Here is a 21604-nt window from a genome sequence, read left to right as displayed (position 1 = left end):
TGATAAGAGCGGCTAACAACACGTAACCGGCAGTCAACAGACGGGTGTGGACGGCGCGCAGGAACCGCAGCGTACGAGGAGTCCATGCCGATTCCGAGCAGCGGCCGCGTTGGTCTGATGGCGGCACAGTCTGCATGAGGGCAAGGTCGGCGGATGGGGCGCGCATTTAAGATCCTGTCTGAAGACTGCGCACAGGATGCGGGTGCGTGCGGTGTTTGAGAAGCGTGGCGGGCGTGCGCGTTCGTGGCGACGGGTATTTATGGAGGATGGTCGGTGGTGTCTAGGCCGGGTCGCGAACAGGCCAGCGTATGTGATTTCTGCTCGATGCCGAAGTGCGATGCAGGTGGGCTACCACGGGCCTGACGCGGCGCGGGTGACCGGTGGCTGTGACTGTGATGCGGAGCCGTACCCTCACCCCAACCCCTCTCCCGCGGGGAGAGGGGCGCTGGTTTGCTTCTCCCAACGCGAGCGAGAGGGAATTTGGCCTGCTTCTCCCAACGGGAGAAAGAGTGGCTTAGCTTCCTTCTCCCGCGGGAGAAGGTGGCGCGTAGCGCCGGATGAGGGTCGGGCGCAGCCTGGCCTCGCGATTGGTACCGCTGTGTAGCGCGGTGTCTGACCGCGCTGCGCGCGGCGATCCACTCCAGGACATCCCTATGCAAGGCAACCCCTGCGGCGCTCAGCCCCAGCAGCACGGCGCCTCAACACCATGCTTCCGCGCTCTGCCTCAGCGCTTACCGAACAAATGCTTGCGCTCTTCCTCGCTGAGCGGCTTGCCGGCGTTGGGGTTGACCTGCTCTTTCAGCGCATAGGCGCGCTGCGTGGCTGGGCGCGCGGCGATGGCGTCATGCCAGCGCTTCAGGTGAGGGAACGCGGCGTAGTCGGGGCGGATGTCCGCATAAACCTCCAGCCATGGGTAGCTGGCCATGTCGGCGATGCTGTAATCCTCGCCCGCCAGGAAGGCGTGCTCGGCCAGGCGCTTGTCCAGCACACCGTGCAGGCGGCGCACCTCGGTGTTGTAGCGATCCACCGCGTAGGCAATCTTGTCCGGGGCATAGACGTTGAAGTGACCCATCTGGCCGGTCATTGGGCCCAACCCGCCCATCTGCCAGAACAGCCATTCCAGCGCGGCGATCCGCCCACGCGCATCGCGTGGCAGGAAGCAGCTGGTCTTTTCGGCCAGGTACAGCAGGATCGCGCCGGACTCGAACACGCTCTGCGGCGCGCCGCCATCGTCCGGTGCATGGTCGACGATGGCCGGCATCTTGTTGTTGGGCGAGATCTGCAGGAACGCCGGGGCAAACTGCTCGCCCTTGCCGATGTCCACCGGCTTGATGGTGTAGTCCAGCCCGGCTTCTTCCAGGAACAGGGTGACTTTGTGGCCGTTGGGGGTGGGCCAGTAATACAGATCGATCATGGGTGCTCCGCTAGGTGAGGGCTGATGCGCGACCGAGACGACGCCGAATTCCTCGGCGTGCACAGCCGCGTGTCGGAGGTCGGCAACCGCGTTGTAGCCAGGGCGGTTCACCGGTGCACGCGTGGCGGCCCTGTCGGTCGCAATGAGACGCCGTCGGAACGGAACAAGCGCGTGAGGAGTGCACGCGTCGGCCGTCCCAAATGACCGATTCCAAGCGCTGGACCATGCCATCGACGCCCGATGGTACGGCTCCGGCTGTTGCACGCGCGTGCACCGTCAGTGCCCGTGCTGGAACAATGTGTGACGCCATTGGCTTGCGGCCGATGCTGCAGTGCAAATTGACTTCGTTAAGCCCGCGCTAACAAATGCTCGATTGTTCGATCGACCTTTGCCTGTCCCGCTCGGGGCCGGCCTTATCTTTGTGTTTTGGGGAAGCAATCACCGTGAGAGAGACACGCACCCTGCCGCGCACGCGGCGCCTGACGTCTGCCCTGCTGTTCGCATTGTCGACGCCGCTGGCCGCGCAGACCGCGCCGGCGCCGCAATCGGCATCCACTGTCCCGGGCTCCAGCCAGGCCGATCCCGCCACCCTCGATACCGTCCAGGTCAGCGGTATCCGTGGCAGCCTCACCTCGTCGATGAATGTCAAACGCGATGCGCAAGGCATCGTCGACGGCATCGTGGCCGAGGACATCGGCAAGTTCCCCGACACCAATCTGGCCGAATCGTTGCAGCGCATCAGCGGTGTGTCGATCGACCGTTCGCTGGGCGAAGGCTCGCGCGTCACCGTGCGCGGCGTCGGCCCGGACTTCAACCTGGTGCTGTTGAACGGCCGGCAGATGCCGGGCGCCAGCATCGAAGAATCCAATGCCTCCAACTCGCGTGCGTTCGACTTCGCCAACCTGGCGTCCGAGTCGATCTCCGGCATCGAGGTGTTCAAGACCAGCCGTGCCAGCACGCCCACCGGCGGCATCGGCGCGACCATCAACATCAAGACGGCCCGGCCGCTGGACAACCCCGGCATGCATGCCAACGTGGGTCTGAAAGGCGTGCACGATGCGTCCAACGAGAACCTGCCCGGGCGTTTGCAAGGCGATTCGCTGACGCCGGAAATCTCCGGCATCTTCAGCAACACCTCGGCCGATGGGCGCTTCGGCGTGTCGCTGAGCGGCAGCTACCAGGAACGCGACTTCGGCTACAGCCAGGTCGGCGTGCCCAACGGCTGGCGCTCGTTCCGTGGCGATTCCACCGCCTACGGCACCATTCCGCAACCGGGCACGGCGGGCTCGGAAAACATCGTCAACCGTCCTGGCCCCAACGATATTTATTCGGTGCCGCAGAACCTCAACTACCGCGTGGTCGGCGTCGAACGCCAGCGCACCAACGGGCAGCTGGTGCTGCAGTACAAGCCGCTGGACAACATCACCACCACGCTGGATTACACCTACTCGGAAAACAAGATCCAGCAGCAGCGCAACGAGATGTCGGTGTGGTTCAACTACGGGCCCTCCGCCAGCGCCTGGACCAATGGGCCGGTGGCCGGCCCGATCACCTATTCGGAAATCGTCAACCCGGCCACCAGCGATCTGGCCACCGCCGGCTCCAAGGCGGCCACGCGTAACCAAAACAAGTCGCTGGGCTTCAACGTGGATTGGGCGGTCAACGATCAGTTCAAGCTCAATTTCGACATCCATCGCTCCACCGCCGAAGCCGGCGCGGACAGCCCGTACGGGTCGAGCAACTCGCTGGGCGTGTCCGGTTTCTACCGCGGCACCTCGGTAGTGGATTTCAGCAAGGATTTCCCGGTGTTGCAGCAGCAGCTGGGCTTCGGGCTGACCGGGCTGGACCCGTCGCGCACGCTGGTCACCGGCTCGGCGTTCCGCAACAGCTACATGAAGTCGGAGATCGACCAAGCGCAGGTCAACGGCGACTTCACCTTCGAAAACTATTCGCAGTTGAAGTTCGGCATCGGCAGCACCGAGGTCAAGAACCGCTCGGCGTTCTCCAATGTGCAGCGCGATACCTGGAACGGCAACGGCACCGCAGCCGATTATCCGGACGACCTGTGGATCCCCAGTGCGTTTGCGCAGTATTTCGATGCGATCGACGGCAGCGGCAATCCGGCGCAGTTCGACCAGCTGTTCCTGTTCGATTTCGAGCGCGCCCGCCAGGCCGCCGCGCAGGCTGCTGGCGACGACGCGCTGTACCGCATCGCGCCGGTGTTCACCACCGACCGCCGCGTCACCGAAAAGTCCAAGAACGCCTACCTGCAGTGGAACAACAGCTGGGACGATCTGCGCGTGCCGATCAGCCTGGCCGCCGGCGTGCGCTACGAAGAAACCAAGGTGGACGCGCAGGCACTGGTGCCGGTGGCAGTGGGTATCGACTGGGTCGCCAACAACGAGTTGCCGATTCGTGTGGCCAACTCGGCGTTCGCCAGCGACAGCGGGAAGTACGAATACTGGTTGCCCAGCCTGGATCTTAGCTTCAAGCTCACCGAGGACCTTGTGCTGCGCGGCAGTTACGGCGAAACCATCGGCCGGCCCGGCTGGGGCGATATCCAGGGCGGGCAGACGCTCAGCGAGATCGCGCGCGTGGAAGGCGGCACCGGCCGGGAAGGCAACCCGGGCCTGAAGCCGCTGCTCTCGCACAACATCGATTTTTCGCTGGAGTGGTACTACAGCGATGCCAGCTACGCCTCGGTGGGCTTCTTCCGCAAGAACATCGACAACTACATCGGCGTGACTACGCGCAACGATACCTCGCTGGGCTTGAATACCCCGATTGGCGGCACTTACTGGAACGAAGCGCTGGCCAATGGATGCGCCTCGTCCGACCTGACCTGTATCCGCAACTACATCTTCCGCAACCGTAACGGTTCGCCGGGCGTAGTGCGCGAGGCCGATGCCAACGGCAATGCCACCGGCGTGATCAGTGGGCAGCCGGGCGACCCGGTGGCCAACTTCGCCATCACCGCGCCGGCCAACCAGCGCTCCGCTTCGCTGGACGGCTGGGAATTCAACCTGCAGCACATGTTCGGCGCCAGCGGCTTTGGCGTGTCGGCCAACTACACCATGGTCGACTCCGGGCTGACCTACAACAACGCAGTGATCGGCGAGCAGTTCGCGCTGGAAGGGCTGAGCGATTCGGCCAACGTGGTCGGCTTCTACGACAAGGACAAGTGGCAGGTGCGTGCGGCCTACAACTGGCGCGACGAATTCCTGGCCGCGCGTTTCGACGGCAGCGGCCAGCCCAATCCGGTCTACACCGAAGCCTACGGCCAGCTGGACCTGAGCATCGGCTACCAGTGGAACGAGAACCTGTCGCTGAGCCTGGAGGCGATCAACCTCACCGACGAGGTGCAGCGTCAGCACGGCCGGCACCCGAACCAGATCGTGTATGCCACCCAGACCGGCCCGCGCTACATGCTCGGCCTGCGCTACAAGTTCTGGTGATCTAGGCAATGCACCGCACGTCCCGGCAGCCTGGCTGCCGGGACGTGGTTACGACCTTCCTGCGTGCTGACCGGAGCTGCATGCTCCGGCACTTGCCGTGCGAAGGGGATTGTCCAAGCATGGGCCACGCGCCCCCGCGTGATATAGCGACCCCCATGACCAATGCCGTGTTGTTGAACAATCTTGATCACCGCGATCTGCGCGTGATCACCGCCCGTGGCGCCGCCTATGGCGACGACGTGATGTCGGCGGCTACCTTCCCGCAGGAATTCCGCCAGCTGCAGGGCCAGTACCCGATCGTGTTCCATCGCAACGAGAACGGCCGTTTTCAGCCGCTGGCGCTGCTGGGACTGCGGCTGGGCGAGAACCTGTTCCTGGACGGTGCGCGCTGGGACGCGCCGTACATTCCGCTGGCGATCCAGCGGCAACCGTTCCTGATCGGCCAGCAGCCGGAAGGGCCGATGGTGCACGTAGACCTGGACAGCCCGCGCGTCAGCACCGATGAAGGCGAGCTGCTGTTTCGCGAACATGGCGGCACCACCGATTTTCTGTATCACATCAGCCAATTGCTGCGCACGCTGCACGATGGGCTGGCGGCCAGCGATGCGTTTGTCGAACGCCTGCTGGGTTACGAGCTGCTGGAGCCATTCGTGTTCGAAGCCACCCTGGACAACGGCCTGGAATGCCGACTGGCCGGCCTGCACACCGTGCATGAAGAACGCCTGCGCACGCTCGGCAATACCGCCTTGCTGGACCTGCACCGCCACGGCGATCTGGAACCGCTGTACATGGCGGTGGCCTCGATTGCGCAGTTCCGTCACCTGCTCGAACGCCTCAACCGCCGCCATGCCGGCTGAGCCGCGCGCCATCGAAGAACGGCATGGCCTGGATCCGCAGCAACTGGACCCGGCCCTGCTGCGCTCCACCACGCCGCTGGTGCTGCGCGGGCTGGTGCGCGATTGGCCGCTGGCACGTGCCGGTGCCAGCTCTGCACAGGCGGCCGCCGCCTACCTGCGTGGATTCGATCGCGGCGAGGCAGTGGTGGCGCAGGTCGGCCCGCCGGACATCGGCGGGCGCTTCTTCTACAACGCGGACATGACCGGCTTCAATTTCCGACCCGAGCGCGTGCCGCTGGGCGTGGTGCTGGACACCTTGCTGCGCGGCCTGCACGACGCACAGCCGCCGGCGATCTACGTCGGCTCCACGACGCTGGACACGTACCTGCCCGGCCTGCGCGCGGCCAATCCGATCGCGCTGCCGCAGGCCGAGCCGCTGGCCAGCATCTGGATCGGCAACCGCACCCGTATCGCCGCCCACCAGGACCTGCCCGACAACCTGGCCTGCGTGGTGGCAGGGCGCCGCCGCTTCACGCTGTTTCCGCCGGACCAGCTGGCCAACCTGTATATCGGCCCGCTGGACCTGACCCCGGCCGGCCAGCCGGTCAGCCTGGTGGATATCGCCGCGCCCGACCTGCAGCGCTTTCCGCGCTATGCGCAGGCACTGCAGCACGCGTGCGTTGCCGAGCTGGAGCCGGGCGATGCGCTGTTCATTCCCAGCATGTGGTGGCATCACGTCCAGGCGCTGGAAGGCTTCAACGTGCTGGTCAATTTCTGGTGGCGGCAAAGTCCGGCCTACATGGATTCGCCGATGAACGCGCTGATGCTGTCGCTGCTCACCATTCGCGACCTGCCCGCCGAACAACGCGCCATCTGGCAGGACGTGTTTCGCCATTACGTGTTCGAACCCGATGAGCGCACCGCCGCGCACGTGCCGGACGTGGCGCGCGGCGTGCTGGCCCCGATGGACGACACCCGTGCGCGCAGCCTGCGCGCGCGCTTGCTGCAACGTTTGAACCGCTGAGGACTGACCCATGGCCCACACCACTTCCCCAGACCCGACGCAGCGCCCGGTGCGTCGGGTCGTCATCGCCGGTGGCGGCACCGCCGGCTGGATGGCCGCCGCCGCGCTGTCCAAGCTGCTGGGCCGGCAGTTGCAGATCACCCTGGTGGAATCGGACGAGATCGGCACGGTAGGCGTGGGCGAGGCCACCATCCCCAGCCTGGTCACCTTTCACCGGCTGCTGGAGATCGACGAGGCCACGTTCATGGCCGCCACCCAGGCCACCTTCAAGCTCGGCATCGCCTTCGAACATTGGCGCGACGTGGACAGGCACTACATCCACTCCTTCGGCCATACCGGTACCGATCACTGGAGCGCAGGCTTTCATCATTTCTGGTTGAAGGGCCGCCAGCGTGGCGTGGCGCGCGACTTCGGCGACTACTGCCTGGAGTTGCGCGCCACCCAGGAAGGGCGGTTCGCGCATCTGCCCAACGGCGGCATGAACTATGCCTACCATCTGGATGCCGGTCTGTACGCGCGCTTCCTGCGTCGCTTCAGCGAAGGCTTCGGGGTGCAGCGCATCGAAGGACGCATCGGCCAGGTCGAGACCGACCCGCACAGCGGTTTCCTCACCGCGCTGACACTGGACAACGGCAGCCGCGTGGAAGGCGACCTGTTCATCGACTGCACCGGCTTTGCGGCATTGCTGATCGGCAAGACCCTGGGCGTGGGCAGCGACGACTGGTCGCGCTGGTTGTTTGCCGACAGCGCGCTGGCCGTGCAGACCGAATCGGTAGGCCCGCCGGTGACCTATACGCGGGCGCGGGCCGACCAGGCCGGGTGGATGTGGCGCATTCCGCTGCAGCACCGGGTGGGCAACGGCATCGTGTATTCCAGCCGCTACACCGACCAGGACAGCGCCCGGGCCGTGCTGGAGCGCCACCTGCAGGGACGCGCGCTGACAGAGCCGCGCGCACTGCGCTTCACGCCCAACCAGCGCCAACGCGTGTGGGAGAAGAACTGCGTGGCGCTGGGGCTGGCCAGCGGCTTCCTGGAGCCGATCGAGTCGACCAACATCCATCTGATCCAGCGCGGCATCGTCCGCTTGTTGCAGACCTTTCCGCAGGTCATCAACGCGGTGGACATCGCCGAATACAACCGCCAGGCCGCCGACGAAATTGCGCACATCCGCGATTTCGTGATCCTGCATTACCACGCCACCGAGCGCCGCGACACGCCGTTCTGGCGCGACTGCGCCGCGATGGACATCCCCGACTCGCTGCGTCACCGGATGGAGCTGTTCCGCCAGAGCGGGCGCGTGTTCCACCAGGGCAACGAGTTGTTTGCAGAAAATTCCTGGGTGCAGGTGATGCTGGGCCAGGGCATCGTGCCGCAGCAGCATCACCCGGTGGCCGACCTGATGGGCGATGCGGAGCTGAGCCACTTTCTGGAGAGCATCCGCCAGCGCGTGGACGCGACCGTGGCCGGCCTGCCGCCGCATGCACAGTTCCTGCGTCACCACTGCCCGGCCGTCCCGCTGCCCGACCCTGCCGCACGCACACCGGCCGATGTAGCCGCCATGGCGGCCCCGGCGGGATGAATTTCGCCTTCCGGCGCTGCAACCCTTGGCTTCCAACGCCCCAGCAATGCTAGATTGCGGCACTGCCGTCCATTGCGGGAACAATGGCCGGCGCTCGCCGCAACAACGTAATCTTTCGCACTCGGGGTAAGGGGGACGCATGTTGGATCTGACACAGGGCCGTATGGCACGCCGGATCGCGCCGGTCATTTTGCTGGTGGGCCTGGCCGCCTGCTCCAAGCAGGAAGACAAGGCCGCCACCACCGCGCCAGCCACCGGCGCCACGCCGGCCGCACCGGCTGCGGCAGCAACGCCGGCCACCGCAGTCTCGCCGCAGGTGCAGTCGATGGCCGCCGACCAGTTGCGCGCATCGGCCACCAAGGCGCTGCAGGACAACCGCATGTACGCGCCGGCCGGCGACAACGCGGTGGAGTACTACCTGGCCTTGCGCGAAAAGCAGCCGCAGGACGCCACCGTCAACAGCGCGCTGACCGACCTGCTGCCCTACACGCTGATCGCCGCCGAACAGGGCATCAGCCGCGAGGAATTCCCCGAGGCGCAGCGGCTGATCGCACTGATCGAAAAGGTCGACCCCAAGGCCCCGGCACTGCCGCGCCTGAAGAGCGGCCTGGACACGGCCATGAAGACCGCCGCCAACCGCTCCGAGCAGGATGCCGAGCAGGCCAAGAAGCTGGTCGAGGACAAGGCCAAGCAGGCCGCCGAGCAGAAGCGCCTGGCCGAACAGCAGACCCGCGAGGCCGCCGCTGCCCAGCAAATTGCCGCCCAGCAGGAAGCCGCCCGCCAGCAGACCGCCGACGCCGAGCGCCAGGCCGCTGCGCGTCGTCAGGCCGAGGCCCCGGCACCCGCACCGGCGGCGCCACGTCCGGCCCCGGCAGCCGCCGCGGCCGCCGCACCGGCCGCGCAATCGCTGCGTCCGATCAGCACCCCGGCACCGCGCTACCCGCCCGAGGCCCTGCGCGCCGGCACCTCCGGCGAAGTGCTGGTGGAGATCACCGTCGGTACCGACGGCTCGATCACCGCCTCGCGCGTGCTGCGTGCCAACCCGCCGCGCGTGTTCGACCGCGAAGCGCTCAATGCGGTCAAGCGCTGGCGGTTCGAACCGGTGACCGCACCGGTAACCACGCGACGTACGCTGTCGTTCAACCCGGGCGGTTGATGGCTGGATCGGCGATGACATAGGAAACGCAAAAGCCCGCAGCGATGCGGGCTTTTGCGTTGTGGCGGTGATGCGTTGTGGAGGCTGGTGCAGCGACACGCTTAGATGGTTGTGCACCTAGGAGCAGCGGTGGTTGCAAGTGCTGCTGAACCTGCACGCGAGCCCGTACTCTCATCCGCCCTTCGGGCACCTTCTCCCGACGGGAGAAGGCACATCACCCAGAAATCGCCAGGCGCTCCTGGTGATACCGGCGCACTGCTGCGTACCACAACACTGCCGCCACCCCGAAACCGGCCAGCAGATACACCGCCCAGGTCTGCGCGTTGATGGTCTCGTGGCGGATCACCTTGAGCAGCATCTGGTTCTGCGCCAGAAACGGCACCGCAAACTGCCATAGCTGGGTCTTCAACGGATACGCCATCAACGCATAACCCGGCAGCATCGGCAGCAGCAACAGCCAGGTCATGTGGGCCTGCGCTTCCTTCATGCTCTTGGCGGCCGCCGCCAGATACGTCAGCAACGAGGTGCCCACAAACAGCATCGGCACCAGGATGAAGAGCATCTGCAACATCGGCACGAAGCCCACGTTGAGCTGGCGTCCCAGATTGGACGAGGACAATTGCGCACTGAGCTTGAAGGCCAGCAAGGTGAGCAGCAACGACACCATGCCGATCACGCAGGCCGCCGCGATCTTGCCGCTGACGATCGCGCTGCGTGGCGCAGGCGTGGCCAGCAACGGCTCAAGCGACTGGCGTTCGCGCTCGCCGGCCGTGGCGTCCAGGATCAACGAGGCGCCGCCCAGAAACGAGGTGATCACCAGCAAGACCGGCAGCAGCATCGCCATGACCTGACCACGCTTGGCTTCGGCGGTCGCCAGGTCCTGCGCGGCCACGTCCAGCGGCCGGCCCACCTGCGCATCGATGCCGCGCGCCAGCAACCGCAATGCACCCACCTGCTGGCTATAACCGTTCAATGCCGCCTGCAGGCGCATGCTCGGCACGTCGGCCTCGCGGCGCGTGCTGTCCTTGATGACCTCCACCAACGCCGGGCGGCCTTCGCGCCAGTCCTCGGCGTAGCTGTCGCTGATGCGCAGGGCGACGTCCACGTCCTGGTTGCGGATGGCGGCAGTCAGGTCTGCAGGTGCATCCACCGCGTTGAGCCCCTGCGCGGCGAGAAACCGCACCAGGTTGGGGGCGTGTTCGCGACCGAGCGTCGGGATGTCCAGCGGCTTGTCGATCTGGGTGCGCACGCGGCTTTCGCTCAAGGCGCCCATGCCGAGAATCAGGATGGGATACAGCAGGGGCGAGAGCAGCAATGCCAGTGCAAGGGTGCGGCGGTCGCGCGAGATGTCGCGCAGTTCCTTGCGCAGCACCGTCCACAGCGTGGCCATCAGGGTGGTCTTGCTCATGCGTGCAGTCCTTCTTCCGAGCCGATCGCCTTGACGAAGGCATCTTCCAGGTTGCTTTCACCGGTGGCAGCGCGCAGTTCGTCGGCGCTGCCGCAGGCCACTACCGTGCCCTTGGCGATGATGACGATGCGATCGCACAGCGCCGCCACCTCCTGCATGATGTGACTGGAGAAGATGACGCAGCGCCCTTCCGCGCGCAGCTGCTGCAGGAAGCCGCGCATGGCGCGGGTGGTCATCACGTCCAGGCCGTTGGTGGGTTCGTCCAGGATCACGTTGCGCGGGTCGTGTACCAGCGCGCGTGCAATGGCGGTCTTGGTGCGTTGGCCCTGACTGAAGCCTTCGGTCTGGCGGTCGAGAATGTCGTCCATGTCCAGCGCGGCGGACAACACCTGCGTACGCTGCGCGATCTGCGTGCGCGACAGGCCATGCAACTCGCCGAAGTAGGCGATGTTTTCGCGGGCGCTCAGCCGTTTGTACACGCCGCGCGCATCCGGCAGCACACCGAGCGCACGGCGCACCGCAACCGGGTCGTGCGCGGCGTCCACGCCATCGACGGTGACGCGGCCCTGGTCCGGCGACATCAGCGTGTAGAGCATGCGCAAGGTGGTGGTCTTGCCGGCGCCGTTGGGCCCGAGCAGGCCGGTGATCTGCCCATCGGCGGCGCTGAAGCTGACCCCGTCCACCGCGCTCACCAGCCCGGTCTTGGTCTTGAAGGATTTATGCAGGTTCTCGACGACGATCATGCGTGCGCCTCCGTGGCGTGGTCGATGCGGCTCATGGTTCCCATCCGTTGAACGAGGTGAACGCAGGCACGGTGGTGAGGCTGGCCACGCAGGCCGTATGCAGCGCCTTGGCGTCGGTGGTCTGCAGGAACTGGCTCAGCACCTTGGGCATGCACCCCAACCGGAACACGCCGTGCCCCTGCCCTGGCGCGATCACATGGCGGCCATTGGGCAGGCCCTGCAGCACGCGCTGGGCGTAGCGCGGCGGCGTGACCGGATCGAGCTCGCCGGACAGCAGCAGCACCGGCAGCGTCGATTCGAACGGCTTGAAGGCCCCGGCCGGCGCCGGCTTCGATGGCCACACCTTGCATGGCGCGAAGAACATCTCTGCCACGTCGTTACCCAGCAAGGTGGCGTCCTGGTCACGCGGCGCACGATAGCGGCCGGCGTCTTCGCTGCACAACACCGACCATTGCATCGGGCGATTCATCTGGTCGGACATGTCCGACGCACTCATCTGCGCCAGCGCCATCAGCGAGGCGTAACGGCCTGCCGCCGCCTCGTCCAGCACCAACGGCAGCAACGAGGCGGTTTCCGGTGCATACGAAAACCCGAACGCCAGCCCCACCACCGTATCGGCGGTCACCTGCTCGTGGCGCAGCGCGCCAGTGCGCGGGTCGCGATAGTCCACCGCCACCGGCGCCTGGCGCAGGCGCTCGACCACCTGCCGCAGCTGGGTGCGCGTGTCGACCGTAAAACGTTTGGCACAGGCCGGCGTGGAGGCGCATTGCCTGGCCTGTAGCGCAATCGCATCGTCGAAGGTGCGCGCAAACTCGCCGCCAATCACCAGATCGTTGGGCGCCACACCATCGAGCACCACGCTGCGGGTGTGCTGCGGGTAGCGCATCGCATACTGCTGCGCCACGCGCGTGCCATACGAGCCCCCAACCAGGTTGAGCTGCTGCACGCCCAGGGCGGCGCGCACCGCATCCAGGTCGGCAATGGCCTCGGCGGTGGTGAAGTAGCGCGGATCGGCATCGTTGCGCAGGCCGGCCGCGCACTGCCGCGCGTAGTCGGTGAGCTGGCTCACGCTGGCTGCGGCACCGCCTGGCATCTCCAACGGCGTGCTGGCGGCCGTGCGACATTGCAGCGGATGGGAGCCACCGGTGCCGCGCTGATCGACCAGAAAGAGGTCGCGCTGCTTGCGCACCTCACGCAGGCCCATGTCCACGATCGCCGCCACCTGCGTGGCCGACTGCCCGGGCCCGCCGGCAATGAAGAACACCGGGTCCGCCGCGCTGCCGGCGCCAGCATCGCTTTCCAGCCAGGCGATCTTCAAGGCGATGCTGCGCCCGCTCGGCGCGGCCGGGTTCTCCGGGACGCGCAGGCTTGCGCATTGCGCTTCGATGTTGCCGGCGGCGCTGCCGGAGCTCAACGTGCACGGTGCGAACTGCAGGCTGCCATACCGATTGCCCGCCGCATTGCCTGTCTGCGTGCTTGCAGCGCGCGGCTGCGCGGTGCCCGGCGCCACTGCACCGGTCTGCCCGTCGGCAGGTGCATGTGCGCGCTGACAGCCGCTCGCGAGCATCGCGAGCATCGCGATCAGCGCTGCCGCCACCACTGTGGATTGCTTGACCATACTCACCCTATCTCCTGGTAGTCCCTGTCCCCTGACGTTGCATGCGCTCATGCGTGACCGCAGCAACTACTGCCCGTCTTCGTAAAGAAAGACGTGCTCGATCGATTCCCCGAACAACCGTGCAATCCGAAACGCCAACGGCAGGCTGGGATCGTACTTGCCGGTTTCCAGCGCATTGATCGTTTGCCGCGACACGCCCAACCGCTCGCCCAGCTCCCCTTGTGACCAGCCATTGGCCTCGCGCAATTCGCGTACGCGGCTAATCATGCAAAACGACGCGCATGGATGCCCTTGGTGATGCCGTAGACCGCGCATAGCAGCGGGAACACCCATAGCATCCCCGCGCTCGCGGGCACGTCGATCAGACGGGCGGCCTGCAAAAACCCGGCGGTCATGTATGCACCGCTGACCAGGCCGGCGGCCATGGCGATCGCTTCCAGCTCGATACGCCGTTGCATCTCGTCCGAATCACGCACGTAACGCGCCACCGCGCGGATCACCAGCATGACCAGCAATGCCGGCAGCAAGGCGATCAGCACCCGCGCCCAGTTCGGGGCCACGTGCGCAAGCAGGTCGCGCCAGACCAGCATCACCACCACGTACAACGCCATCGGCACGCCGAATTCGCGGCGATAGCGGCGCGCCAACACCGGGCGAGTGCTGTCGCGCATATCGCCGCGTGCCAGCCACAGCGGCAAGGACAGCAGGATGCACGATCCACCGATGCCGGCGCTGAGCCCGGCAAGGTAACTGCTCAACGGCAACACCTGCCACAGACCAAGCAGCCCGACGCCGAGCAGGGCCAGTCCCAGGCAGAACACGAGCAGCGCAGTGCGTTTGCAGCGGGTCATGCGCATGGCCTCTGCACCATCGTCGCCCGCCACGGCAGGCCATCGCACGCGCGCATGCCAGCAGCCGTCCGAGCCAGTGCCGGCAACGCGTGGTGTCGCAGACATTCCATGTGCGCGTGCTGCCGCTGCATCCCGTTCACCCTGTCAAGTACGCTTGACAGGCACGATGCGCCTGCCGGATTCGCCTGTCAAGCACCCTTTACACCCTAAACCGGGCGCATCCGTCCCGCAGCCGGTGCTCGCGGGAACGTGTTGCGCGCAACTGCAGTGCAACGCCCCACCTGCGTTAGGCTGCATGCCCAACCTTCAACGGAAGCGACGATGCGGTTACCTGTTTTGTTGGTGGCGATCCTGGGCTGCGTGGCGACCTCTGCACTGGCGCAGGGCACCGCGCCGCGCACGATCCAGCTGGATCTGGCCACGGCCGGCGCGCCGGTCGATCGTTTCTATGACCTGTCGGTCGGCTCGGATTTCCCCGGCACCCTGATCCGCAGCGACACCCAGGCGCATCTGGTGCCGGCGGTGCAGGAGCTGGGGTTTCGCTACATCCGCTTCCACGATGTCTTCCACGATGTGCTCGGCACGGTCAAGGAGGGCGACGGCAAGCTCGTCTACGACTGGACCAAACTGGACCAGCTCTACGACGCGCTGCTGGCCAAGCGCATCCGCCCGTTCGTCGAACTGGGCTTCACCCCGAGCGCGATGAAGACCTCCGAGCAGACGTTGTTCTACTGGAAGGGCAATACTTCGCATCCGGATCCGGCCAAGTGGACGCAGTTGATCGATGCGTATGTGCGCCACATCCGTGCGCGCTACGGCGCCGACGAAGTGCGCCAGTGGTACTTCGAGGTGTGGAACGAACCCAACCTCAAGGATTTCTGGGAAAACGCCGATCAGCAGGCCTATTTCGACCTGTATGCCAACACCGCGCGCACCATCAAGGCGATCGACCCGCAGCTGCGCGTCGGCGGCCCGTCCACCGCCGGTGCGGACTGGGTCCCGGAGCTGCTGGCCTTCGTGGCGAAAAACAAGCTACCGATCGATTTCGTGACCACGCATACCTACGGCGTGGACGGCGGCTTTCTGGATGAAGACGGCAAGCAGGACGTCAAACTGTCTGCATCCCCGGATGCCATCGTTGGCGATGTGCGCCGCGTCCACGCACAGATCAAGGCATCGCCGTATCCCGACTTGCCGCTGTATTTCACCGAGTGGAGCAGCAGCTACACGCCGCGCGATTACGTGCACGACAGCTACATCAACGCGCCCTACATCCTGACCAAGCTCAAGCAGGTCAAGGGCCTGGTGCAGGGCATGAGCTACTGGACCTATACCGATCTGTTCGAGGAACCCGGCCCGCCGCCCACGCCGTTCCATGGTGGGTTCGGGCTGATGAATCGTGAAGGCATCCGCAAGCCGGCCTGGTTCGCCTACAAGTACTTGAATGCGCTCAAGGGCCGCGAGATTCCGCTCGCCGATGTACATGCCTTGGCCGCGGTGGACGGCAAGCGTCTCGCTGCGTTGGTGTGGGACTGGCAGCAGCCGGTGCAGGCGGTGAGCAATACGCCGTTTTATACCAAGCAGGTGCCGGCCACCGGCAGCGCACCGCTGCAGCTGCGCATGACCCATGTGCCTGCCGGCAACTACACCTTGCAGGTGCGCAAGACCGGCTACCGGCGCAACGACCCGCTGTCGCTGTACATCGACATGGGCCTGCCCAAGGCGTTGAACGCCAAGCAGCTGACCCAGCTGCAGCAGGCCACGCGCGATACGCCCGAGCAGGACAAGCCCGTGCGCGTGGGGGCCGGTGGCGTGCTGGACGTCAGCGTACCGATGCGCAGCAACGACGTCGTACTGGTGACGTTGGAACCGCGCTGAGCGTCAGGCACAGCGGCGATCGGCAACCGCACGCAATGCGTCCACCGCAGCTGCGCGGTGACGCGTTGCGATTGGACACAGCGCCGCGGCCGACATGCCCGGCGTCACAGCGTCACAGCACCCTGATCACCTCAGACAATCACTTCAGATAGGTCTTGAGGATGGCCGCGACGTCGTCGACGGCCTGTTCGCGGTCGCCCGGCGCATCCGGCGCAGCCACGTGATGCTTCAGGTGCTCACTGAGCAGCGCGACCATCAATCCCTGCGCTGCACCGCGAAAGGCAGCCACCTGGGTCAGCAGCGCGGTGCAGTCCACGTCCTGCGCCAATGCCTTTTCCAGCCCTTCGACCTGCCCGCGGATTTTGCGCACACGTGCGAGCAGCTTGGATTTGTCGTGATTCAGATGTGCCACTGACTATACCCCATGGGGGTATCTGAGATACCCTGCTGGGGTATCGTAGCCAGAGCCCTTGCCGATGTCGATCACGCACGTCGCACCTCACTGCGCGCAGTCGCACAGCTTCGCCAGCGCCAACCCGCTGGCCGAGCGCAGCACCCGCAAGGCCGTCGTCCTGACCGTCGTCATGATGGTGGTGGAGATCGTGGGCGGCTGGGCGCTCAATTCGATGGCCCTGCTCGCCGATGGCTGGCATATGAGCTCGCATGCGCTTGCGCTGGGCCTGGCATTGTTTGCCTACCGGTTCGCGCGCCGCCATGCCGGCAATGCGCGCTTCACCTTCGGCACCTGGAAGGTCGAGGTGCTGGGCGGCTACAGCAGCGCGATGCTGCTGCTGGGCGCGGCCGGCCTGATGGCCTTCCAGTCGGTGGAGCGGCTGTTCTCGCCCCAGCCCATCCACTACCAGGAAGCCACCGTCATCGCGGTGATCGGCCTGCTGGTCAATCTGGTCTGCGCCTGGTGGTTGCGCGATTCGCATGGCCACGCCCATGGGCATGATCATGATCATGGTCACGGGCATGAGCACGCACACCATGGTCATGATCATCGCCATGAAGGCCATGCCGATCTGAACCTGCGTGCGGCCTATCTGCACGTGGTGGCCGATGCGGCCACGTCGGTGCTGGCCATCGTGGCCCTGGTGGCCGGCATGCAGTGGGGCGTCAGGTGGCTGGACCCCACCATGGGCATCGTCGGCGCGGTGCTGGTGACTGTCTGGGCGTGGGGCCTGCTGCGTAGTACCGGCCGGGTGCTGCTGGACGCGGAAATGGACGCGCCGGTGGTGGCGGAAGTGAAGCAGGTCATCGCCGAACTGCCGCATGCCATCGACATCACTGACCTGCATGTCTGGCGCGTCGGCAGCGAGCGCTATGCCTGCATGCTGAGCCTGGTGACGGAGGCACCGATCGATGCAGACCAGGTGCGCACGGCGCTGCAGGTTCACCAGGAGCTGGTGCACGTCACCGTCGAGTTGCGGCGCCCGGCGCAGCTCGTTGCTTCGTCATAAGGCCACAGGACTTCCGGGTGGCGCGGGGCAGGCGCCAGTCACCACGCCAGGCGACAGCGCCAGTGCGTGGAAGCTGATGCCTGTGCTCAGGTTTTCGGCGGCGTGGAGCTGACGTACTTTTCGCGACGGATCTGCGCGTTCGGCAGACCGGCGGTCTTGAGGGCCTCGGCGCAGCTGTCCACCATGTCCGGGTTGCCGCACAGGTAGGCAATATCGGTCTGCGCATCAGGGGCGACTTCGGCCAGGTGCTGCTGCACATAGCCATGCCGCACATCGGCATGCGGCTGGGCGGGCAACTCGCGCGAGAAGCACGGCACGTAGCGGAACTGCGGATGCGCATCGGCAAAGGCGCGGAAATCATCCCCATACAACAGCTCGGCCGGCGTGCGCGCGCCCTGCAGCAGCACCACCTGCACGCCGCGGGTGGCCATCGCCTCGGCCAACAACGGCAGCATGGATCGGTACGGGGTGACACCGGTGCCGGTAGCGATCAGTACATAGCGCCGGTTGTGGTCGCCCGGCTGCAGGCAGAAGCGGCCGTAGGGCCCGCTGGCCTGCAGCTGGTCGCCGATCTGCAGGCCTTCGAACAGGGCCGTGGCCGAGCCGCCCGGCACGAAGCTCACTGCGATATCCACTGCCTCGTCCGGTCCCAACGCATGGTCATGGATGGTCGCCAGTGAATAGCTGCGCTTGGTTGCGGTGCCGTCGACGTTGTCGAAGTGGATCTGGATGAACTGCCCGGGCTGGAAATCCAGCGGCTGCCCGTCGTCACGCAGAAACTGGCAGTGGGCCACGGTGGGCGCAATCATGCGCCGGTCGACAAGCTTGAGGGGGAATTGAACGGGCACGAACGTATTTGGGACAGTCTGTGATCGGGGCGATCCCCCGCGGGCTTCTATAATAACGGGCTGCAACTCGCTGCGCCGTCACCCTGGCGCGAAGGACCCGGCTTGAATTCCCCATCTTCCAATGCGCCCGCCCTGCGCGTGTGCGATCTGCGCAAGACCTACGACAACGGCACCCAGGCGCTCAAGGGCGTGTCGCTGGACGTGGCACCGGGCGATTTCTTCGCCCTGCTCGGCCCCAACGGCGCCGGTAAATCCACCCTGATCGGCATCATCAGCTCGCTGGTGAACCTGTCCGGCGGGCAGGTGGAAGTGTTCGGCACCGACCTGGTCGCCCATCGCAGCGAAGCGATGCGCCTGATCGGCCTGGTGCCGCAGGAAATCAACTTCAACCTGTTCGAAAAACCGTTCGACATCCTGGTCAATTACGCCGGTTTCTACGGCATGCCGCGCAGCGAGGCCGAGGCGCTGGCCGAAGTGGAACTGCGCCGCGCGCACCTGTGGGAAAAGGCCCAGGTGATGAGCCGCACGCTCTCCGGCGGCATGAAGCGCCGGCTGATGATCGCCCGCGCCATGATGACCCAACCGCGCCTGCTGATCCTGGACGAACCCACCGCTGGTGTGGACATCGAGATCCGCCGCGACATGTGGCGCGTGCTCAAGGACATCAACGCGGCCGGCACCACGATCATCCTGACCACGCATTACCTGGAAGAAGCCGAGCACCTGTGCCGCAACCTGGCCATCATCAACCACGGCCAGATCGTCACCCAGGGGCCGATGCGCGAGCTGCTGGCCAAGCTCGACGTGGAAGGCTTCCTGTTCGATATCGACGGTGACCTGCCCGCGCAGCTGCCGGCGATCGAAGGCACCACGCTCACCGCCATCGACGGCCATACGCTGGATCTGGACATGCCGCGCGCCATGGACCTCAACCGCGTGTTCGCCGCGCTGGGCGATGCCGGCATCCGGGTGCGCTCGATGCGCACCAAGAGCAACCGACTGGAAGAATTGTTCGTTCGCCTGACCGGGCCCGGCGAGACCCTCGCCGCCCCGGCCCCTGCCGCAGCGGCGCCCTCGCGCCCGGCAGGTCACCCATGAGTCCCTCGGAGCCGTCGATGTCCGCCACGCCTGCCACACCCCGCCAACGCAATTGGATTGCGCTGGGCACCATCGTGCGCCGCGAAGTGCAGCGCATCCTGCGCATCTGGGGCCAGACCCTGGTGCCGCCGGCCATCACCATGACGCTGTACTTCTTGATCTTCGGCGGGCTGATCGGCTCGCGCGTCGGCGACATGGGCGGCTACAGCTACATGCAGTTCATCGTGCCGGGCCTGGTGATGATGAGCGTGATCCAGAACAGCTACGGCAACATCTCTTCCAGCTTCTTCGGTGCCAAGTTCGGTCGTCATGTGGAGGAACTGCTGGTCAGCCCGATGCCGAACTGGGTGATCCTGTGGGGCTATGTCTCCGGCGCGGTGTTGCGCGGCGTGATGGTCGGGGCGATCGTGCTGATCATCGCGATGTTCTTCACCCCGGTGCGCATCCCGCATCCCTTCGTCACCCTGACCACGGTGCTGCTGGGCGCGACCATCTTCTCGCTGGCCGGCTTCGTCAACGCGGTCTATGCCAAGAAGTTCGATGACGTGGCGATCGTGCCCACCTTCATCCTGACCCCGCTGACCTACCTGGGCGGCGTGTTCTATTCGGTCAAATTGCTGCCCGGCTGGGCGGAAGCGGCCACCCATGCCAACCCGATCTTCTACATGGTCAACGCGTTCCGCTACGGCCTGCTCGGCAGCTCGGACGTGCCGATCCGGGTGGCCTACGCACTGATGCTGGGTTTTGTCGCGGTGCTCAGCGCGCTGGCGCTGTGGCTGCTGCGCCGCGGTGTGGGATTGCGGAGCTGATGGCCATGCGCATTCTCATCCTGGGTGCCGGCGGCACCGGCGGTTATTTCGGCGGGCGCCTGGCCCAGGGCGGTGTCGATGTCACCTTCCTGGTGCGCGATGCGCGCGCGGCGCAGCTGCAGGCCGAAGGCCTGCGCATTCGCAGCCCGCTGGGCGATGCCGATCTGCCGGTGGCGCACGTCACCGCGCAGGACTTGCCGGCCCTGGTGGCGCAGCGGCCGTTCGATCTGGTGATCCTCAGCTGCAAGGCCTACGACCTGGACAGCGCGATCGAAGCGATTGCCCCGGCGGTAGACGCGCACACCACGGTGCTGCCCATCCTCAACGGCCTGCGCCACTACGCGGCGCTGGACGAATTCTTCGGCGCGGCGCGGGTACTGGGCGGGCTGTGCTTCATCAGCGCCACCAAGGGCGAGCATGGCGAGATCCTGCACCTGGGCAAGCCGGCGTCGCTGACCTTCGGCGAGCGCGATGGCAGCGCGGAGTCTGCGCGCGTGCAGGCGTTTGCGGCCGCGTGCACGCAGGCGGGTATCGACCATGTGGCCAGCGCGCAGATCGCGCAGGAGCAATGGATCAAGTACAGCTTCCTCACCGCGCTGGCGGCGGCCACCTGCCTGATGCGCGCCCCGGTCGGGGCGATCGTGGCCACCGACGATGGGCGCGCCTTGATCAACGGCCTGTACAACGAATGCCTGTGGGCCGCCGACGCGGCCGGGCAGTCGATTCCCGAAGCTGCGCGCGCCAAGGCGCTGCAGACCCTGTTGCAGGTCGATTCGCCTTTGAAGGCCTCGATGCTGCGCGACCTGGAAGCCGGCCAGGACGTGGAAGCGGCGCAGATCGTCGGCGACATGCTCAAGCGCGTGCGCGAAACCGGTCGCAATGCACCGCTGCTGATGGCCGCCAACGTGCATCTGCAGGCGTATCAGGTGTTGCGGCATGGTTGATGGTTGAGGGCCGGTGACTGTGCTGGGCCGGTGAGCTGCCTCCCCCATCCGCCCTTCGGGCACCTTCCCCCGCAGGCGGGAGAAGGGAAGGGTCATCAGCGCTGCAGCAGTGGACGTATCACTTGCCCCCTGCACCTAGCCGTTCCCTTCTCCCGCCTGCGGGAGAAGGTGGCGCGAAGCGCCGGATGAGGGCACTCCGGATGAGGCCGGCCAGTTGGGCGCAGCTGTCGCGCCTGTCATGAAACTGCTCAGCCACCTGTGCTGGTCACTTCGTGATCCTGGCGTTCATCGTTCGGCGACATGCTCAGGCGCGTGCGCGAAACCGGTCGCAACGCACCGCCGCTGATGGCCGCCAATGTGCATCTGCAGCCGTATCAGGTGGTCCGGCATAGTTGATGGTTGAGGGCCGGTGACTGTGCTGGGCCTGCGAGCTGCCTCCCCCCATCCGCCCTTCGGGCACCTTCCCCCGCAGGCGGGAGA

Annotated in this window: 18 protein-coding genes, 1 other RNA gene and 1 pseudogene; 11 read left to right on the top strand and 9 right to left on the bottom strand. The window is 66.1% G+C overall.

Annotated features, from left to right (window positions below; translation table 11 throughout):
- Window positions 1-10 precede the first annotated feature (10 nt).
- Together OZ10_RS20655 and OZ10_RS12285 are read right to left on the bottom strand one after the other, a co-directional pair.
- Window positions 11-86, bottom strand: a non-coding RNA gene (locus tag OZ10_RS20655) — sX9 sRNA.
- Between the two features lie 638 nt (window positions 87-724).
- A complete protein-coding gene (locus OZ10_RS12285; protein ID WP_039565120.1) occupies window positions 725-1414 on the bottom strand; it encodes a glutathione binding-like protein in 690 nt (229 codons plus the stop codon).
- 443 nt (window positions 1415-1857) lie between these two features.
- Here OZ10_RS12285 and OZ10_RS12280 point away from each other — a divergent pair, with 443 nt between their 5' ends.
- The 5 genes from OZ10_RS12280 to OZ10_RS12260 all read left to right on the top strand — a co-directional run bounded on the left by OZ10_RS12280 (window position 1858) and on the right by OZ10_RS12260 (window position 9464).
- On the top strand, window positions 1858-4869 hold the full coding sequence (locus OZ10_RS12280) for a TonB-dependent receptor (protein WP_039565118.1): 3012 nt from the start codon (window positions 1858-1860) through the stop codon (window positions 4867-4869).
- Between the two features lie 155 nt (window positions 4870-5024).
- On the top strand, window positions 5025-5726 hold the full coding sequence (locus OZ10_RS12275) for a SapC family protein (RefSeq protein ID WP_039406367.1): 702 nt from the start codon (window positions 5025-5027) through the stop codon (window positions 5724-5726).
- Window positions 5716-6729, top strand: coding sequence for a cupin-like domain-containing protein (locus OZ10_RS12270; protein ID WP_039406368.1), 1014 nt, complete (start codon window positions 5716-5718; stop codon window positions 6727-6729). The genes OZ10_RS12275 and OZ10_RS12270 overlap by 11 nt, the downstream gene beginning before the upstream one ends.
- Window positions 6730-6739: 10 nt before the next feature.
- Window positions 6740-8308 (top strand): tryptophan halogenase family protein, encoded by a 1569-nt coding sequence (locus OZ10_RS12265; RefSeq protein WP_039565116.1) that lies wholly within the window; start codon window positions 6740-6742, stop codon window positions 8306-8308.
- 139 nt (window positions 8309-8447) lie between these two features.
- Window positions 8448-9464 (top strand): energy transducer TonB, encoded by a 1017-nt coding sequence (locus OZ10_RS12260; protein ID WP_039565115.1) that lies wholly within the window; start codon window positions 8448-8450, stop codon window positions 9462-9464.
- 214 nt (window positions 9465-9678) lie between these two features.
- Here the strand turns inward: OZ10_RS12260 and OZ10_RS12255 are convergent, their stop codons facing one another.
- Genes OZ10_RS12255 through OZ10_RS12235 form a run of 5 tightly spaced genes read right to left on the bottom strand, consistent with a single transcriptional unit; the run spans window position 9679 to window position 14084 of the window.
- Window positions 9679-10872: an ABC transporter permease gene (locus OZ10_RS12255; RefSeq protein ID WP_039565113.1), complete on the bottom strand. Its 1194-nt coding sequence runs from the start codon at window positions 10870-10872 to the stop codon at window positions 9679-9681.
- Window positions 10869-11615: an ABC transporter ATP-binding protein gene (locus OZ10_RS12250; protein WP_039406377.1), complete on the bottom strand. Its 747-nt coding sequence runs from the start codon at window positions 11613-11615 to the stop codon at window positions 10869-10871. Before OZ10_RS12250 ends, OZ10_RS12255 begins: the two co-directional genes overlap by 4 nt.
- 31 nt (window positions 11616-11646) lie before the next feature.
- Entirely contained in the window at window positions 11647-13239 is a 1593-nt protein-coding gene (locus tag OZ10_RS12245; RefSeq protein WP_039565111.1) for an alpha/beta hydrolase, read from the bottom strand.
- A gap of 60 nt (window positions 13240-13299) precedes the next feature.
- On the bottom strand, window positions 13300-13500 hold the full coding sequence (locus OZ10_RS12240) for a helix-turn-helix transcriptional regulator (RefSeq protein WP_039406380.1): 201 nt from the start codon (window positions 13498-13500) through the stop codon (window positions 13300-13302).
- Window positions 13497-14084, bottom strand: a complete 588-nt coding sequence (locus OZ10_RS12235) for a hypothetical protein (protein WP_039565124.1) — start codon at window positions 14082-14084, stop codon at window positions 13497-13499. Before OZ10_RS12235 ends, OZ10_RS12240 begins: the two co-directional genes overlap by 4 nt.
- A gap of 321 nt (window positions 14085-14405) precedes the next feature.
- Here OZ10_RS12235 and OZ10_RS12230 point away from each other — a divergent pair, with 321 nt between their 5' ends.
- The gene (locus OZ10_RS12230) at window positions 14406-15962 is read left to right on the top strand and encodes a GH39 family glycosyl hydrolase (RefSeq protein WP_039406381.1); all 1557 of its coding nucleotides are present in this window, start codon (window positions 14406-14408) and stop codon (window positions 15960-15962) included.
- Window positions 15963-16101: 139 nt separating this feature from the next.
- Here the strand turns inward: OZ10_RS12230 and OZ10_RS12225 are convergent, their stop codons facing one another.
- The gene (locus OZ10_RS12225) at window positions 16102-16374 is read right to left on the bottom strand and encodes a metal/formaldehyde-sensitive transcriptional repressor (protein ID WP_039406383.1); all 273 of its coding nucleotides are present in this window, start codon (window positions 16372-16374) and stop codon (window positions 16102-16104) included.
- A gap of 64 nt (window positions 16375-16438) precedes the next feature.
- On the opposite strand from OZ10_RS12225, the gene dmeF reads away from it, so the two are divergent.
- The gene (gene dmeF / locus OZ10_RS12220) at window positions 16439-17425 is read left to right on the top strand and encodes a CDF family Co(II)/Ni(II) efflux transporter DmeF (RefSeq protein ID WP_039406386.1); all 987 of its coding nucleotides are present in this window, start codon (window positions 16439-16441) and stop codon (window positions 17423-17425) included.
- An 86-nt stretch (window positions 17426-17511) separates the two neighbouring features.
- Here the strand turns inward: dmeF and OZ10_RS12215 are convergent, their stop codons facing one another.
- Window positions 17512-18339 (bottom strand): ferredoxin--NADP reductase, encoded by an 828-nt coding sequence (locus OZ10_RS12215; RefSeq protein WP_162183133.1) that lies wholly within the window; start codon window positions 18337-18339, stop codon window positions 17512-17514.
- A gap of 36 nt (window positions 18340-18375) precedes the next feature.
- Between OZ10_RS12215 and OZ10_RS12210 the strand changes: the two genes are divergently transcribed.
- From OZ10_RS12210 to OZ10_RS22205, 4 genes and pseudogenes are all read left to right on the top strand, one after another.
- Window positions 18376-19371 (top strand): ABC transporter ATP-binding protein, encoded by a 996-nt coding sequence (locus OZ10_RS12210; protein ID WP_039406390.1) that lies wholly within the window; start codon window positions 18376-18378, stop codon window positions 19369-19371.
- Window positions 19368-20180, top strand: a complete 813-nt coding sequence (locus OZ10_RS12205) for an ABC transporter permease (protein WP_202903009.1) — start codon at window positions 19368-19370, stop codon at window positions 20178-20180. Before OZ10_RS12210 ends, OZ10_RS12205 begins: the two co-directional genes overlap by 4 nt.
- Window positions 20180-21124 carry a 2-dehydropantoate 2-reductase gene (gene panE, locus OZ10_RS12200; RefSeq protein WP_202903008.1) on the top strand — a complete coding sequence of 315 codons (945 nt, stop codon included), beginning with the start codon at window positions 20180-20182 and terminating at the stop codon, window positions 21122-21124. Before OZ10_RS12205 ends, panE begins: the two co-directional genes overlap by 1 nt.
- Before the next feature lie 294 nt (window positions 21125-21418).
- Window positions 21419-21520: pseudogene (locus OZ10_RS22205) on the top strand (oxidoreductase); the annotation flags it as partial.
- Window positions 21521-21604 lie beyond the last annotated feature (84 nt).

This window comes from Xanthomonas cannabis pv. cannabis (assembly GCF_000802365.1).
In the GTDB taxonomy this organism is placed as follows: Bacteria; Pseudomonadota; Gammaproteobacteria; order Xanthomonadales; family Xanthomonadaceae; genus Xanthomonas; species Xanthomonas cannabis.
This window is presented reverse-complemented; position numbering and strand designations above follow the sequence as displayed.